A 15,874-nucleotide genomic window follows, 5' to 3' on the forward strand; every position below is an offset into this window, starting at 1 on the left:
TCCTCTGTGTGAGGGGGACACCGGCGGTTTTTTTAAGGAGTGATGCGGCGTGAAATTTATCCATGCAGCGGATTTACATCTCGATAGTCCGTTTTTAGGGCTGACTAGCTTACCGCCAGCGTTTCTGACCCAGGTCCAACGCTCGACATTCGCTGCGGCGACCAAGATCTTTGACCGGGCGTTAGCCGAACACGTGGACTTCGTGTTATTGGCGGGGGACTTATTCGACCGGGCCGAACAGAGTGTGGCGGCTCAGGCCTACTTATTCGACCAGTTCAACCGGCTTAACGCTGCCCAGATTCCGGTGCTGATCAGTTTTGGCAATCACGACTATGCGACCGACCAACACCAGACGTTGGCTTATCCCGATAACGTTACGGTCTTTGGGTCGCAAGTCACGACACACACGCTGACCTTAGCCTCCGGGGAAACCGTGGCCGTGAGTGGATTCAGCTACCCGCAACGCTGGGTCGCCGACGATGTATTGGCGGACTATCCGGACCACGCGGCGACGGATTGGCACGTGGGGATGCTCCACGGGGCGGTCAGAAGTGGCGGCCCGGCCGACCACTACGCGCCGTTTACCGTGGCCGAATTACAGGCGAAACACTATGATTATTGGGCGTTGGGTCATATCCATCACCATCAACTGTTGGCCAGTGACCCCCCCATCGTGTATGCGGGGAACCCACAGGGCCGTTCCGTCAAAGAGACGGGGGCCCGGGGGGCTTATTTGGTAACCAGTCACGGAACTAAGCTGGTACCAGAATTCTTCCCTACGGCGGCAATTATGTGGGAACCAGTCACCCTGGACAGTTCGGCCACCACGTTGGTCGAATTGGGCCAGAAGCTCGTGGCCTGGCTGCAAGCTCATCCAGCGTCACAACCCACGCTGACGGTGTTACACGTCACGTTAGGCCAAGCGTTGTCCGCGAGCGATACGGCGCAATTGACGGACTGGGTGGCATTGTTTCAACGAACCCAACACAAAGTACTGCAAACTGCGCAACGTGAATTCGTCCGGGTCACGGTCCAGCAAGCTGCCGAACCGTTGACCGCCCCCAAGTTAGATCAGACTTATTGGAAACGAGGCGGTCAGCAAGTCTTTACCGTAGCTAATCAACAGGACCTTTTGGGTAAGCTATTGCAAGAACCGTCCTTAGCAGCGTGGGCGCAAGACTTATCACCAGCGGACCTCAAACAAGCTGCAACGGAACGGCTTAACCAACGTCTACGAGAGGGGGGCGACCATGAATCTTAAAACTTTAACGTTGTTTGGGTTTGGTCAATTTCACGACCAGACTTTTCACCTTCAAGCGGGCTTCAACGTTTTATTGGGCCCCAATGAGGCGGGAAAGTCGACCATCACGCAATTTATTACGGCGATTTTGTTTGGGTTTCCGACCAAAAAGCACCCCGAATTGCGCTACGAACCATTAGACGGCAGCCGTTTCGGGGGTGCCATCGAATTCGAGCAGGATGACGTGACTTACCGGGTGACCCGGGTGGACGGACCGCGCGGCGGGAAAGTCACGTTACAGAACCTGACCACGGACCTCCCCCTTCCGGCCAGCCAGCTTGAGCGCTTGTTGGCCCCGGTGGACGCGCAATTGTTCATGGCAGTATATGCACTCAATGAAAGCCGGTTAGGGACGGTCTTTCAAGCGTCGAAGCAAGCGTTGATCGACCGTTTACGCCACGTGGGTGCCGTGGGGAGTGATTTTTGGCTGGACCAGGCCCACGCACTGGACCAAACGTCGGCCACACGTTATAAGCCCCAGGGCCGCAAACCCACGTTGAATCAATTATTGGCCGAACATGCCGCGTTGACGGCTAAGTTGACGAAAGCTAATGCGGCCTATCAAACGTACTTAACGTTGCGTGAGCAACAAACCGCTAATAAACGCCAGCAAACTGAGTTGACGACACAACTGCACCAGCAACGGCAGGTGACCACCGCTAAGGAGCACTTGTTACAAGCGTGGCCAGTCTATCAGCAGTGGCAAGCCTTGCAAGCGACTCCCAAAGTTGCGGCCAGTGGGTTTACCCAAGCGGACATGACGACTTTTGAACGGCTGAGTAGTCAGGTGAAAGCGGCTCAAACGACCCTCCAGACGGATCAGCGCCAATTGCAGACCCTACAGGCCCACACGCAGTTGCCCAAATTATTCCAGGCCTATCTAGCGGTAAGTGACCAGGTGACGCCACTCTTTGACGACCTGGCCGCCGTGACGGCGCGTGACCAGGAACGCAATCAACTCCTCACGCAAAAAAAGGACCTCGAACAACGGACTAATGATTACGAACGACAGTATGCCGATGCTAACGGCCAGATGCCCCAAGCATTTTCGTTAGCCACGACCCAGAAATTCAAACAGCTCCAGTCCAGTCTGGCGTTAGCGACCCAGAAACGCCACCGGTTGCAACAGCAGTTGAACCAGGCCAACGAAACTTACCGCCAGCTGCGACCGACGCGCCAGCGCCAAAATTTATTGGCTAATAAACAAGTTGGTTGGTTGATTGCGGGCTTAGTGGTCTTGGTCGGAGCCATGTTTTTACCGGGTGCCTTGATCAAGCTCATTGGGGCCGCGGGAGGAGTTGCCATCGGTTATTACGGCGTCTTTATCGTCGACGGGGAAACGCCAGTTGGTCGGGAACTCCAACAGTTATCGACGGAATTTCAAGATTTGCAGGCCCAATTGCGCGAAGGGGGCCAACGCCTCGATGAGTTGACCACGCAGATCGACGCCATCGGCACGGCCCACGATCTCGACCGGCTCCCGGCCGAACAGTGGTTAGCGGTGCAGCGGGCGATTAGCGATTGGGAACGCTTGACGCACCAACTTGACCAGGTCCACCAGCGGTTGACGACGATTGATGAAGCGCAACACCACTTCTTGACGCAGGTGACTACGGCGTTACCAACGCTGGCGAACCAATCCGTCGCCGCGGTGGTCGAGCAATTAACCCGGTTGCGGACGACGCAGCGGCAATTGGCAAGTCAAAATGGTGAGTTGGCGGACTTGAGCGGCCGGCTGAAACGCGACCAGCAAGCACTGACCACGGCCCAAACGGCCCGAGACACCTTTCTGCAGACCCGGAACGTGGCGACCAGTGGGGTCTTTTATCAGCGGTACCAAGCTGCGCGGGAACAGGGCAACCAACAAGCTCAACGACAAGCCTTGGCCGACCAATTGGGCACTAAACGATTGGCGCAACTCCAGCAGACCACTCAAGCACAAGTCACCCAGGATGTAGCGACGGCGAAACAAACGACTACCAATCTCCAACATGATCTTGACGCGGTCACGACACACTTAGCGACGTTGGCCGGGCAGTTGGAGCAGTTGACCACTAGTGGGACGCAGGCAACGTTACGCCAAAAACTGGCTAACTTAGAGACCAGGATGCAACTGACGGCCCGTGATTGGCTCGTCGATCGGCTAGCCAGTCAATGGATCGAAGCGACCCTCGAGGCGGCTTCTGGCGACCGGTTTCCCCAAATCGTGACCCAAGCAGGGGATTTCTATGCAGAATTGACCGAAAACCGGTATACTAAAATTGAGTTGACCGCGGCGACACTGCGGGTGCAACGGGCCGATGGTCAGTGGCGGACGGTGGGGCAGTTGTCCCGCGGGACGGCCGAACAACTCGACTTGGCCGTGAAATTAGCCTTTGCCGTCGTGATGCAGGCGCAAGCCGCGATGCCCGTGGTAATCGACGACGGGTTTGTGAACTTTGATGCCGCTCGACGCCAAGCAGCCTACCGATTATTGAACCGGGTCTCACAACAGTTACAGGTGATTTTGCTCACGGCAGACCCAGCGGCCGGGACTGCGGTCGCGGATCAACGGGTCCTAAAATTGACCGCAAATTAGGAGGGTTTCAAGTGACGACCAAAAAACAATTACTAGATTACGCTGTCGATGAGGCGGTGGATTTGTTCGTATTACTGAAGTCGGCTGATGTTCGGACGGCGAAGAACGGGAAACCGTATATCGCCATGGTGTTCGAAGACCGGTCAGGAGAAATCTCCGGCAAATATTGGGACGCCTCGGCGCAGGACATTGATACCTTCGTGGCGGGACAAGTGGTTCATCTGCAGGGACGCCGGGAGAATTACCAGACCCACCCACAGATTAAGATTTTTCACTTGCAGTTAGCGCCGACTAATGTGGGGCTGACCGCCAGTGACTTCATTGAACGGGCGCCGATGACGCGGGCGGCCATGGAAGACTACATCAACCAGACCTTATTTGAGATTGAACAACCAACTTGGCAACGATTAGTGCGTGAGTTGGTGACGCGCTATCACGACCAGTTCTTTACTTACCCGGCGGCTAAAAGCAACCACCACGCGTTTCAAGGGGGCTTGGCATTCCACACGATTTCGATCTTGAAGTTAGCCCATCACGTGGTCAAACAATATCCCGATTTGAACGGTTCGCTTTTGTTTGCGGGCGCCATCTTACACGATTTAGGCAAGACGATTGAACTATCCGGCCCTAAAGCGACCACCTATACGTTGGCGGGCAACCTAGTCGGTCACATCGTCTTGTTGGACGGGGAACTGGTCCGGGCTTGTGACCCGTTGAAATTGGACCCCCAGGCGGAAGACGTGTTGCTTTTACGCCATATGGTACTAAGTCACCACGGATTGTTGGAGTACGGGTCGCCGGTCCGACCAGCGCTTAAGGAGGCGGAAGTCCTACACCAGTTGGATGAACTCGATGCCTCCATCATGATGCTGGACACCGTAGTGGGACACACGGAACCGGGCGAATTCTCCGAGCGGGTCTTCGCGCTCGATGGGCGGCGGTTCTACCGACCGGATTTACCCCAGGCTAAAAAGCCGGATTAGAGGGCACAACGACTTAAAAATAAGGTTATATCATGGTCTGTGGCCACTAGTCAGGTGCTCACAGACCATTTTGGACTTTTTAGTCCCAGTCACCCCGATAGGATTAAGCCAAACGCCGCTTTACAGCAACCTGTTGGTTACCGTAAAGCGGCGTTTCGTCGTTCTTTATTCTGCTAGCTCACCACCAAAAGTTGGTGTGACGCTGGATTTATTTGGTGGTGTCATCCTTGAGGAGGTCATCGATCGAAAAACCGAGGGCTTTGGCGACGCGGGTACCGTAATCCTTATCGGCGGCGTAGAACTGTTTGATTTCCAGTTCCTTGACGCCGGGCAAGGTCACTTGACCCAGGGCACCTTTAATGGTCTCAATCAATCGGTCCTGCTCGTCGGCGGACATCAGCCGGTATAAGTCACCGGCCTGGGTCGTATAATCCACTTTATAACGGTAAGGTTGAGCGCCGGTCTGGCCAGACACGGTGTCCGGGGAGACTTCAGCACTGGTATCTTCCACCGGACCGTTTTGACCATTTGGCTCGTAGTTGACCTGGTCGTCTTGGCTGTTCTTCATGGCGCCGTCACGAGCGTAGTTGTGGACGGGGACGATGGGCCGGTTCACCGGCAAGTCTTCGAAGTTGGCCCCTAACCGGTAGCGCTGGGCGTCCTTGTAGGAGAACAAGCGGCCCTGTAACAGTTTGTCTGGTGAGGGTTCGATGCCGGGAACAAAGTTGGCCGGGGACATGGCGGCTTCTTCGACGTCGGTAAAGTTATTGGTCGGGTTCTCATTCAAAGTCAGCTTGCCGACCTTGATCAGCGGGTAATCCTTGTGGGAAATGACCTTGGTGATGTCGAAAATGTCCCACTTGTAGTCCAAGCCGTCCTGGTACGGCAGAATCTGCACGTAGAGGGTCCAGGATGGATAGTTCTTCTTTTCAATCGCATCGTAGAGGTCGTCTTGTAGGTAGTCGACGTTTTGGACCATGGCTTTTTCGGCCGCCTTGGCGGACATGTTTTTCACGCCCTGATCAGAGAGTAGGTGATACTTGATCCAGAATTGTTCGCCGTCTTGGTTGACCCACTTGAACGTGTGTGACCCGTAGCCGTTCATCGTCCGGTAGGAGGCGGGGAGGCCACGGTCACCCATGAGGTAAGTCACCTGGTGGAGCGATTCTGGTGAGTGTGACCAAAAATCCCACTGCATGTTCTGCGTCCGGCGGTTGGTCTTAGGGTCCCGCTTTTGGGAATGAATGAAGTCGGGGAACTTCAGCGGGTCGTTCACGAAGAAGACCGGGGTGTTGTTGCCGACCAGATCGTAATTACCTTCCTGCGTGTAGAACTTCAACGAGAAACCCCGCACATCACGCACCGTGTCCGGATACCCTTTTTCACCAGCGACCTGCGAAAAGCGGATGATGAGGGGCGTCTTTTTGCCAACACCGTTAAATAGGTCGGCTTTGGTGTAGCGACTCATATCGTTTTCTAGCACAAAAACGCCCTTGGCGCCGGCACCCTTTGCGTGGACTACCCGTTCCGGAATCCGTTCACGGTCGAAGTGGGCCAGTTTTTCCAGGAGATCGTAATCCTGCATCAGTACCGGACCTCGAGCGCCCGCAGTTTGGGAATGTTCGTTATGAGCCCACGGTTGGCCGGAACTAGTGGTTAATTTATCAGTCATTGTGCATGTCCTTTCTCTGATTTACCTTTAAATACTGTAACCGCTTAAAAATTACCATGATTAGCAGAGAGTTTCAACGAAAGCGAATTGTGAATGGTATCAGCAGTGTGCAAAAACAATCCCCAGTGACGATGCGTAATGGTTGGTCCAGTCCGGCGTTTAGCTTAAAATGGAATCGATAACAAAAAAGCTTATGGAGGCGATCGAATGAGTGAGACGACAAAGGATAACCAGTATCGCTATGTAATCGTGGGCGGCGGTATGGTGGCTGGCTATGCGGTCAAGGGGATTCGCCAGCAAGACCCTACCGGTGCCATTTTGGTGATTTCGGCGGAAGCGGACGCCCCGTACGAACGGCCCGCCCTGAGTAAAAAATTATGGCTAGATGATGAATTCACAGAAGAAGACATTCGTATCGGCGCGGAAGATTGCGCCAACGTCACGTTTCGATTCAAGACGACCGTAACGCAGATTGACCGGCAAACGCAGACCCTGACGTTAGCGGCGGGGGACCCGGTCCACTACGACAAGTTGTTATTGGCAACGGGGTGTGCCCCGCGCAAACTCGACGGGCCGGACGATTCGCACGTCCTAACTTTTCGGCAATGGTCGGACTATCGGAAATTGCGTAAATTCAGTGGCCAGAACCAGCACGTGGTCATCGTCGGTGGCGGGTTCGTCGGCACCGAACTCGCGGCTTCATTGGCCCAAAACCAGACGCAAGTCACGCTGGTTTTCCCCGAAGAAGATCTGGGGATGGGCAAATTCCCGGAAGACTTGCAAAAAGAATTTGCGACGACCTTTGAACGTAACGGCGTCGAACTATGTAATCAGCAAGTCGTTGCGTCCTATCAACGTGAAGACGACCACTTGGTCCTGACGACTAAAGATGGTACGACGCTCACGGCAGACACCATTGTGATGGGCCTCGGGGTCACGCCACGGCTTGATTTGGCCCGTGACAGTGACTTGAAGCTGACGGAAGGTGGCGTGGAAGTCGACCAATACTTGCAGACCAGCGATCCCCACATTTGGGCGGCCGGTGACATTGCGGCTTATCCAGATAAGTTATTGGGGCGGCAGCGCTTCGAACACGTTGACCATGCCCGGTTGTCCGGAGAATTAGCGGGGGCTAATTTGGCAGGCGCCCATCAAGTCTACCAACACACCCCGTATTTCTACTCGATGACTTTCGACATTTCCTGGCAAGCAATCGGCAATATCGACTTAGCGTTAGACCAGCAGGCTGAGCGTCGGGGCATGGGGACCATCGTGTACTTTCTGGACGCCGGTAAATTGGCGGGCGTCCTGGTTTGGAACGTGGCCGTCGATTTGGATGATGTCCGCAAGTTGTTGGCGAATCCGCCGAAAGACCCGCAACGTTTGCTAGGGTCACTGCCCGTGAAAGAGGAATAATCGGTTTTGAAACGCAAACGCGTCCTGGTTTGGCCTGAGTGCCGAATCGGGGCGCGTTTTAGTGGTGTTTGGCATCGTGCGTGTCCGATAGCCAGGGCAATGAGCATGAGAAGATGGGACACAAAAAAGGACCCGGAAAGCTCCGGGCCCTTTGATGAATTTGTCTGGTTAGGTTTACTTCGAAGAAGAAGAGGATGATGATGATGAAGAGCTGCTGGACAAGTAGTCCGACAAGATGTTCTTCATGTCGCTATCCTTGATGGAAACATTACCCTTCTTCAGAACCTTGGAAACGACGTTGTGTAAGACCGTGCTGTCACTCATATCACTAGTGATGATCTGTTGCTTCAGTTCAGCCTTGTGTTGCTTCAACGTCCCCTTACCAGGGTTCTTCTTCATCAAGATAACGTGGTAGCCGTATTGGGTCTTAACTGGCGTCGTGGTGTATTCGTCAGTCTTCAACTTGAAGGCCGCCTTCTTGAAGTCTGAATCCAAGGAAGTGTCCGTGCTATCAAAGGAGCTTAACACGCCACCCTTTTTCTTCGTAGCCGTATCCGTGGAGTACTTCTTCGCCAACTTGGAGAATTCGCTAGTCAAGTCGCTCTTCTTGGTGTCCTTCAATTTGTCGATGACCTTGTTGGCCGTGGCTTTCTTGGAGACCAGAATGTGAGCAACCGTGACCTTAGGTTCGTAACTCTTGAATTGCTTCTTGAGTTGCTTGTTGGTGATCGTCACGTTGTCCTTAACGGCTTCCTTCAGCAGTAAGTTCGACCGGATTTCGGTCTTCAAACTGGATTGCGTCATACCACTTTGGGTCAGAACGCTGTTAAAGGAAGACCCGTATTGGGACTTGTACTTGTTGAATTGCTTAGTTACGGCAGACTTGCTGACCTTGCTCCCGTATTGCTTCTCTAAGACCTTGTTTAAAATCATTTGTTGCAAGACCTGCTTACCAGAAGAAGTCCCTTTCAGGCTGCTGTAGTAAGCACTCTCGGTGATTTTGCCACCGTTAGTCGTTGCAACGGTCTGGCTCCCACAACCGGCAAGCGTGACGGATAAAAGCACGCCGGCCAGGGCGATAAACCATTTCTTCATATTCCTCAACACATCCATTCATCAAAATTGGTGTAAACACCATACTCAGACATCATAACACAAAAAATGACAAACCTAAAAAGGTCCCAGAACTTTTATAAAACCTTCAAGATTGGTGATTTTCCAGGTGGCTCACTGTTTCTTCGATGGCCGCCACACGTGGGGCAATTTTGAATTGAAATTGTTCGATCTGATGTTGAATGGTGGTCAGGGCCTGTGTCCCGTCTTCTAGGGCAGAGGTCAGCTTGGTCACGTTAGAAATGACCCGGTCTTTGGCGTGCTTGACGTCGGTGAGGTCCGCCTTGGTTTGGGTGACCGAGTGCTTGACTTTACGCCCCCAGGTGCGGGGATCCTGCTTGGTGACAGTTAGGTAAGTGGCCAATCCAAGGCCGGCCGCTAAGCCGACTCCAGCCACGAAACGTCCTACGCTCATAAGCTAGTCCTCCAATTGTGCTTTGATCTGGTCTTGAATCGCGGTGTATTTCGCCGGCGTATAGTTAGCGCCGTTGTCTTTGAAAAGCATCTTGAAGTCGTCTTGGTCCGAATAACGTGGAATCAAGTGGAAATGTGAATGGAATACGGACTGGTAGGCGACCTTGCCGTTGTTATTGATGATGTTCATACCGATGATGGTCGGGTCGGCAGCTTTGATTGCCCGGGCGATTTTGGGAATCCGGGCGAAGACCGCCGCGGCTAAATCGGGGTCGTAAGCAAAGATGTCTTTGACGTGGGTCTTGGGGATGACCAAGGTGTGGCCGGGCGTCCCCTGCGAAATGTCTAAGAAGGCCTTAACAATGTTGTCTTCATAAACGGTATAACTCGGGATGTCCCCCTGCAAAATCTTGCAAAAGACACAATCATCAGCGTAATGGGGGTCAAGGGTCATTGGTTCCATGGAAACTCCTTCTTTCATATCAGTTTCATTCATTATACACCAGGTCGCCGTTCCGTTCAGACGTTAGCCGCGTTTACGAGCCGGTCTATGGTATAATGGGGCGGTTAATTATAGAAGAAATGAGGGGATAATGATGGCATTAACAGTGAGCCATGTTGTGGGGGGCTACTCCCAGATTCCCGTCTTAAAAGATATCAGTTTTGATGTGCGAGACGGTGAACTAGTCGGGCTGATTGGGCTGAACGGGGCCGGAAAATCAACCACGATCAATCACATTATTGGGCTCTTGACGCCCCACAAAGGAAAGATCACCCTGAACGGCGTGACAATCGCCCAGGATAGTCAGGCGTATAAGCAACAGATCGCCTACATTCCAGAGACGCCAGTCCTTTACCAGGAGCTGACGCTACGCGAGCACTTGGAGATGACCATGATGGCCTACGATTTGGACCAGGACCAAGCGTGGGTCACGGCTAAGCAACTCTTAAAGACGTTCCGGCTGGCGAACAAGTTAGACTGGTTTCCGGCCAACTTCTCTAAGGGGATGAAGCAAAAGGTGATGATCGTTTGTGCCTTTTTGACCCAGGCCAAACTCTACATCATCGACGAACCCTTCTTGGGCTTGGACCCCTTGGCGGTCAACGACTTGTTGAACCTGATTGAAGAGCGGAAAAAGCAGGGGGCCAGCATCCTGATGTCGACTCACGTGCTGGACACCGCCCAGCGTTACTGTGACCGTTTCGTCCTGTTGCATTCCGGCCAAGTCGAAGCCGAAGGGACCTTGAACGACTTGCGGCAAGCCTTACCCAAGGCGGGGGAGTCATTGAGCGATATCTACTTATCCATGACCGAGGTCGATCGCGCATGAAGGTACTTTTTAAAACTCGTAAACAACGCCACCTTCGCGAAATGGCCAAATACTTACGGTTGGTCTTCAACGATTTCTTCGTCTTTGCGCTACTATTCTTCTTGGGGGGCTTGGGCCTAGGCTACTCCAACGTCTTAAAGCAGTTACGCCCCGGTTTCTGGTGGGCACCGCTGGTGGCGTTGGTGGTGCTCGCTATCACGGCACAAGTCGGCCGGTTCGCCACGTTGATTGAAGATGCCGACCGAGTCTTCTTGTTACCCAAGGAACGGGCGATGCACGACTATTTGGTTGCCGCCCGCCGGTACAGCCAGGGCCTAGCCCAGGCGACGCAGTTGATTATCCTGTTCATTCTGACGCCGTTTTTACGGGTTACCCTGAATTGGTCGTTATTGCAGGTCCTCATCCTGGTCGTTGCGCAGGTGCTCTTAAAAGATGCGCTTTTACGATTGGATCTGGCCAGTGCTTACCAAGTTACGGGGCAAAGGCGAATGAACCACTGGCTGATCAAGTGGGGTGTGAGTCTGATAGTGCTAGCTTGTGGTCTCTGGCTGACCCCATGGTTGGCAGTGGTCTTAAGCTTGGTGGTCGATGTGCTCGTGGCCGATTGGTTACGCCGCCACTGGGCTAGCCAGCAGATTCGCTGGCGGCAACAGATTGCCAGTGAAGACAACCGGATGCTCGGAATTTACCGCTTCTTTAACCTCTTCACGGACGTGCCGATGGTGCAGGGGACTATCCACCGCCGCCGGTACTTAGATGGCTTGTTACGGCGGATTCCCGTGCGTCACGATAAGACCTACCTCTACTTGTATAGTCGCGGGATGTTACGGGGCACCGAATTTAGTGGCCTGGTCGTGCGGCTGACCGTGATTGGGATGTTGTTGTTGGCCTTTATCCAGGGCCGCTGGTTACCGGTGATCCTGACGGCGCTGTTCATCTATCTGATTGGTTTTCAACTCCTGCCATTCTTTCAACAATACGATGACGTTGTGTTCACCCACGTCTACCCGTTGAGTTGGGACCAACGTCTGCACAGTTTCGTGACGCTGATTACCATTATTTTGTCCACGACGGCGCTCTTATTATGGCTGGTGGTCGTGGCAGTGAACCGCGACTGGACGACTATCGGAGTGACGTTACTGGTCGCCATCGTCGAGGTCGCCTACCTTGCACGAGGCTACACCCCGCAACGCTTGAAGCGCGCGGCTGAAAATAAAGGTTGACGCTGGTTCGCTAGCCCTTTAAAATGGATGATAGCTGACAAATTGAGGAAGGGGTGGCATGATGACACCAAATATCCGTGATGGCTGGCAGTTATCCCCCTTGGGCGGTAATACCGGAACGGCGTTTATGGGCACGAAAGCCTCCGAAAAGGTTTTCTTGAAGCAAAACGCGTCACCGTTTCTAGCCGCCCTATCGATGGAGGGGATTACGCCCCGGTTAGTCTGGACGCAACGCTTAGCTAGCGGCGATGTGATGACCGCTCAAGAATGGTTGAACGGCCGGACGCTTCACCGGACTGAGATGCGTCAGCAAAGAGTGGCCCGTTTGATTCATCGGGTGCACCATTCTGATTTACTTCATAACATGTTGACCAAAGTCGGCGGCCGTTCTACGACGCCCGCCCAATTGCTGGACCGCTTGGCCCCGACCATTGCGCCGGAGCTCAGTGAACATCCGTTGATTCAACGCGCTGTCCAAGCGCTCAAGACGGAACAGCCCCAATTGCCCACGACTGCGTATGAAGTTTGTCACGGAGATTTAAACCATAAAAATTGGCTGTTGTCAGACCGGCAACGCCTGTATCTGGTTGACTGGGACGCCGCGACGTTTGCGGACCCGGCGTTCGATCTGGGGGCCTTGCTCTGTGAGTATGTGCCGCTGGATGAATGGCGCCGCTGGTTGCAAGACTACGGTGAACGGGTCACGCCCGCTTTGAATGCTCGGGTCAACTGGTACGCGCGGATTCATTGCTTGAGCGTGATTACCGAAAGTTACCGGCAACAACGTTTTCAAATTATGAACCAACACTTGATTTTATTAGAGAAACTGACGCGTCAGTCAGTTCACGATTAAACTTGACGGCGGGGTGGAAAGACCATTTCCACACCCGCCGTTCGTCTTAAGGAGGACGTTTCAACATGCGTGTACGCAATAAACCCTGGGCCAAGGATTACCTGGCCAATCATCCTGACCACCTTGTTTCCCAACCAGAGACTCTCAAGGGAAACTGGCAGAGCCGCTTCCCGCAAGACCAACCGATTGGGGTCGAGATCGGCACGGGGATGGGCCAATTCATCGTCGAAATGGCTCGTGAACACCCTGAACGCAACTTCGTGGGGATTGAAATCCAAGAATCCGTGGTGGCCACAGCATTACGCAAGGTCGTGGATAGCGGCTTGACCAACGTTCAAATGGTCCATACGGACGGCGAGGCGGTGAACACGTTCTTTGCTCCCGGCGAAGTCAGCGCGTTATACCTGAACTTTTCTGATCCGTGGCCCAAAAAACGCCACACCAAGCGGCGGTTAACGTCACCGATTTTCTTGGCGCATTACCAGGACGTCTTGGCTTCAGGCGGACAGTTACAGTTCAAGACCGACAATCGGGGCTTGTTCGAGTACTCTTTACAGGGTCTGAATAACTTCCCGATGGTCTTTGACGGCGTGTGGTTAGACCTGCACCAAGCGACCGACGACGTGGAAGATATCCAAACGGAGTACGAGCAAAAATTCTCCGCTAAGGGTCCTATCTACCAAGTGATTGCCCATTTTCCAGAATCAACGAACTAAAGTCAACTGACTGGCCTGGTGCTCGTTTATGCGGGCATCAGGCCTTTTTCGGATGCGATTTTGAAATCGTTTTACTTTGCTTTTGCCCCCTGAACGTTTAGACTGTGTCCCGTAAACAATGATTATGGCACACGTAGACTTGAAGGAGGAACTTACATGACGGTTTTTGATGAAACGTTCACGTTGAATAATGGGATTAAGATTCCGCGCTTTGCCTTGGGTGTTTGGGAGATTCCAGATGACCAGGTCGCAACGGCGGTCCAACACGCCCTGGAAATCGGTTACCGCCACGTGGATACCGCGCAAGCGTACGGTAATGAACGTGGGGTGGGCGAAGCCATTCGAAATTCAGATATCCCCCGGGACCAGCTCTTCGTCAACTCGAAGGTCGCGGCCGAACACAAGGACTATGATAGCGCTAAAGACTCAATCGACACTACGTTGGACAAGATGGGCTTGGACTACTTGGACATGATGATCATCCATAACCCGCAACCCTGGAAGGAAGTCAACCAGTCCGACGACCGCCACTTTGAAGGCAATCTCGAGGCTTGGCGCGCCATGGAAGACGCGATGAAGGCCGGTAAGCTCAAGACGATTGGGGTCTCGAGCTTTGAAAAGGCCGACTTGGATAACTTGATTCAAAATAGCATCACCAAGCCGGCCGTCAATCAAGTGCAGGTGCACATCGGGGAAACCCCGCTCGACATCATCAAGTATTCGCAGGATAACGACATTGCGGTCGAAGCCTTTTCGCCGGTGGCCCACGGGGCGGCCATGAATGACGACCGGATCGTGAAGATGGCCCAAAAGTATCAAGTCAGCGTGCCCCAATTGTGTATTCGCTACGATTGGCAACTGAACACCATCGTGTTACCGAAGTCGGCCAACCCGGATCATATGCGGGCCAACGCCGAAATTGATTTTGAAATTAGCGCAGATGACATGCAGGCCCTCGCTAAGGTGGGGAATCTGTCATATGGCGACGCGAGTGCTTACCCCGTTTTTGGTGGTAAACTTTAAATTCTAATTGACTAGAACCGACAAATAAAACATGATGAATTGACGGTTCTTGAGTGGGGCAGCGCCAACTCAGGAGCGCATCTGCGTGGCGGTGTTTTCAGGCTTTAAAGTCTGGAAACACCGCTTTTTAGGTGGGACAACAACCAGAAGCAATTTCTTTACGGAGTTAGTGCTAAGGAGGCGATGAGTTGTTAATTGCAGAATTAGCCCACCACCTGATCGACGCACGGGCGGCTACTCGGCGCCCTGATTACCGTTGTCCGGCTTGTCACGGGCCAGTCCGCTTGCATCGCGGCCAGCAGGTCGGCCCGTATTTTGCCCACCTGCCCGCGAGTCCTTGTCGGTTGGCCGGCGAGGGGGAGACGGCCGAACACTTACGGGGCAAACGTCAGTTGGCGACCTTTTTTGCGTCGTGGGGCCTGACCACGTTGGAGCGCGTCTTACCCGCGATTCAACAACGCGCCGACGTGTGGGTCGACCGGGCTACCCAGCCAGTGGCCGTGGAGTTTCAATGTAGCCCGCTGAGTGTTCACGGTGTGACCCACCGCACCGCTGGCTACCACCGCCTCGGCTGTTATCCGTTGTGGGTGTTGGGCCACCGCTACGCTCACCAGAAGCTGAACTGGTCGTTACTCGAACGATTCATGACTTGGCTGCCACGGTGGGAGCTGTGCCTGTTATTTTGGGATGTCACGACTAATCGGCTACGCGTGGTCCATCATTTATACCAGGATGCGGCGGGACGTTACGGGGGTCAGACGACCGTGGTGGGTAGTGTCGCAGCATTGATGGTGGGGCCCACCCACATGGTGACTTACCCGTCCTTGGATTTAGCGGCGGTCCAGCGGCGATGGACCCGTCAACTGGCCCGCTCAGCCCCAGCTTTACGGCCGATTCAAGAACAGGTGTATCTCACGGGGCACCATTTACTGGGGTTTCCGCTGGCGTTTGCAACAACGGCGATTACCCCGCCATTTCTGGGGCGGGGGTTGCTATTGTGGCGCATCGTGTTCGGAACCTGGCTGTTTGCGACCACCGCGCCCTTGACGCAACAGCGCGTGACCGCCTTGGCCCATCGCAGTTTTTGCTTGGTCGCGGCCCACGACCAAGCCGTACGGGTCCAAGTGCCGCACTTATGCGACCACCTCCGGACGCAATTTCTTGCGGAACTGACGACCGCGGGGTATTTACGGGCCACCGCCACGGGGTGGGTAATTTGCCGACAACCTCAGTGGCGGCACTGAAGAATCAA

General features: G+C 53.9%; 14 protein-coding genes. 10 read left to right on the forward strand and 4 right to left on the reverse strand.

What is annotated here, in order from left to right:
• Positions 1 to 49 precede the first annotated feature (49 nt).
• The 3 genes from DXH47_RS03835 to DXH47_RS03845 are packed head-to-tail and all read left to right on the forward strand — an operon-like array spanning position 50 to position 4,861.
• Positions 50 to 1,261: a metallophosphoesterase family protein gene (locus tag DXH47_RS03835; protein ID WP_129031748.1), complete on the forward strand. Its 1,212-nt coding sequence runs from the start codon at positions 50 to 52 to the stop codon at positions 1,259 to 1,261.
• Positions 1,251 to 3,878 carry an ATP-binding protein gene (locus tag DXH47_RS03840; protein WP_129031749.1) on the forward strand — a complete coding sequence of 876 codons (2,628 nt, stop codon included), beginning with the start codon at positions 1,251 to 1,253 and terminating at the stop codon, positions 3,876 to 3,878. Before DXH47_RS03835 ends, DXH47_RS03840 begins: the two co-directional genes overlap by 11 nt.
• A gap of 11 nt (positions 3,879 to 3,889) precedes the next feature.
• Positions 3,890 to 4,861: a 3'-5' exoribonuclease YhaM family protein gene (locus DXH47_RS03845; RefSeq protein WP_129031750.1), complete on the forward strand. Its 972-nt coding sequence runs from the start codon at positions 3,890 to 3,892 to the stop codon at positions 4,859 to 4,861.
• 208 nt (positions 4,862 to 5,069) lie between these two features.
• Here DXH47_RS03845 and DXH47_RS03850 read toward each other — a convergent pair whose 3' ends face one another.
• Complete coding sequence (locus tag DXH47_RS03850; RefSeq protein WP_129031751.1) at positions 5,070 to 6,533, reverse strand: catalase; 1,464 nt, start codon at positions 6,531 to 6,533, stop codon at positions 5,070 to 5,072.
• Between the two features lie 207 nt (positions 6,534 to 6,740).
• On the opposite strand from DXH47_RS03850, the gene DXH47_RS03855 reads away from it, so the two are divergent.
• Positions 6,741 to 7,949 carry an NAD(P)/FAD-dependent oxidoreductase gene (locus DXH47_RS03855; RefSeq protein ID WP_129031752.1) on the forward strand — a complete coding sequence of 403 codons (1,209 nt, stop codon included), beginning with the start codon at positions 6,741 to 6,743 and terminating at the stop codon, positions 7,947 to 7,949.
• Between the two features lie 174 nt (positions 7,950 to 8,123).
• Here the strand turns inward: DXH47_RS03855 and DXH47_RS03860 are convergent, their stop codons facing one another.
• The 3 genes from DXH47_RS03860 to DXH47_RS03870 form a co-directional block, all read right to left on the reverse strand.
• A complete protein-coding gene (locus DXH47_RS03860; RefSeq protein ID WP_129031753.1) occupies positions 8,124 to 9,044 on the reverse strand; it encodes a peptidylprolyl isomerase PrsA in 921 nt (306 codons plus the stop codon).
• Positions 9,045 to 9,150: 106 nt separating this feature from the next.
• A complete protein-coding gene (locus DXH47_RS03865) occupies positions 9,151 to 9,477 on the reverse strand; it encodes a hypothetical protein (RefSeq protein ID WP_129031754.1) in 327 nt (108 codons plus the stop codon).
• 3 nt (positions 9,478 to 9,480) lie between these two features.
• Entirely contained in the window at positions 9,481 to 9,939 is a 459-nt protein-coding gene (locus DXH47_RS03870) for an HIT family protein (RefSeq protein ID WP_170954944.1), read from the reverse strand.
• Between the two features lie 133 nt (positions 9,940 to 10,072).
• On the opposite strand from DXH47_RS03870, the gene DXH47_RS03875 reads away from it, so the two are divergent.
• The 6 genes from DXH47_RS03875 (at position 10,073) to DXH47_RS03900 (ending at position 15,866) form a co-directional block, all read left to right on the forward strand.
• A complete protein-coding gene (locus tag DXH47_RS03875) occupies positions 10,073 to 10,807 on the forward strand; it encodes an ABC transporter ATP-binding protein (protein WP_129031755.1) in 735 nt (244 codons plus the stop codon).
• Entirely contained in the window at positions 10,804 to 12,030 is a 1,227-nt protein-coding gene (locus tag DXH47_RS03880; RefSeq protein WP_129031756.1) for an ABC transporter permease, read from the forward strand. Before DXH47_RS03875 ends, DXH47_RS03880 begins: the two co-directional genes overlap by 4 nt.
• Positions 12,031 to 12,091: 61 nt before the next feature.
• Positions 12,092 to 12,883 carry a phosphotransferase family protein gene (locus DXH47_RS03885; protein WP_129031921.1) on the forward strand — a complete coding sequence of 264 codons (792 nt, stop codon included), beginning with the start codon at positions 12,092 to 12,094 and terminating at the stop codon, positions 12,881 to 12,883.
• Positions 12,884 to 12,948: 65 nt separating this feature from the next.
• Complete coding sequence (trmB, locus tag DXH47_RS03890; protein WP_129031757.1) at positions 12,949 to 13,599, forward strand: tRNA (guanosine(46)-N7)-methyltransferase TrmB; 651 nt, start codon at positions 12,949 to 12,951, stop codon at positions 13,597 to 13,599.
• Positions 13,600 to 13,755: 156 nt separating this feature from the next.
• Positions 13,756 to 14,622: an aldo/keto reductase gene (locus tag DXH47_RS03895; RefSeq protein ID WP_129031758.1), complete on the forward strand. Its 867-nt coding sequence runs from the start codon at positions 13,756 to 13,758 to the stop codon at positions 14,620 to 14,622.
• A 188-nt stretch (positions 14,623 to 14,810) separates the two neighbouring features.
• Positions 14,811 to 15,866 (forward strand): competence protein CoiA, encoded by a 1,056-nt coding sequence (locus DXH47_RS03900; protein ID WP_129031759.1) that lies wholly within the window; start codon positions 14,811 to 14,813, stop codon positions 15,864 to 15,866.
• The last annotated feature ends 8 nt before the right edge of the window (positions 15,867 to 15,874 follow it).

Origin of the sequence: Levilactobacillus suantsaii (assembly GCF_004115745.1) — a bacterium.
GTDB lineage: Bacteria > Bacillota > Bacilli > Lactobacillales > Lactobacillaceae > Levilactobacillus > Levilactobacillus suantsaii.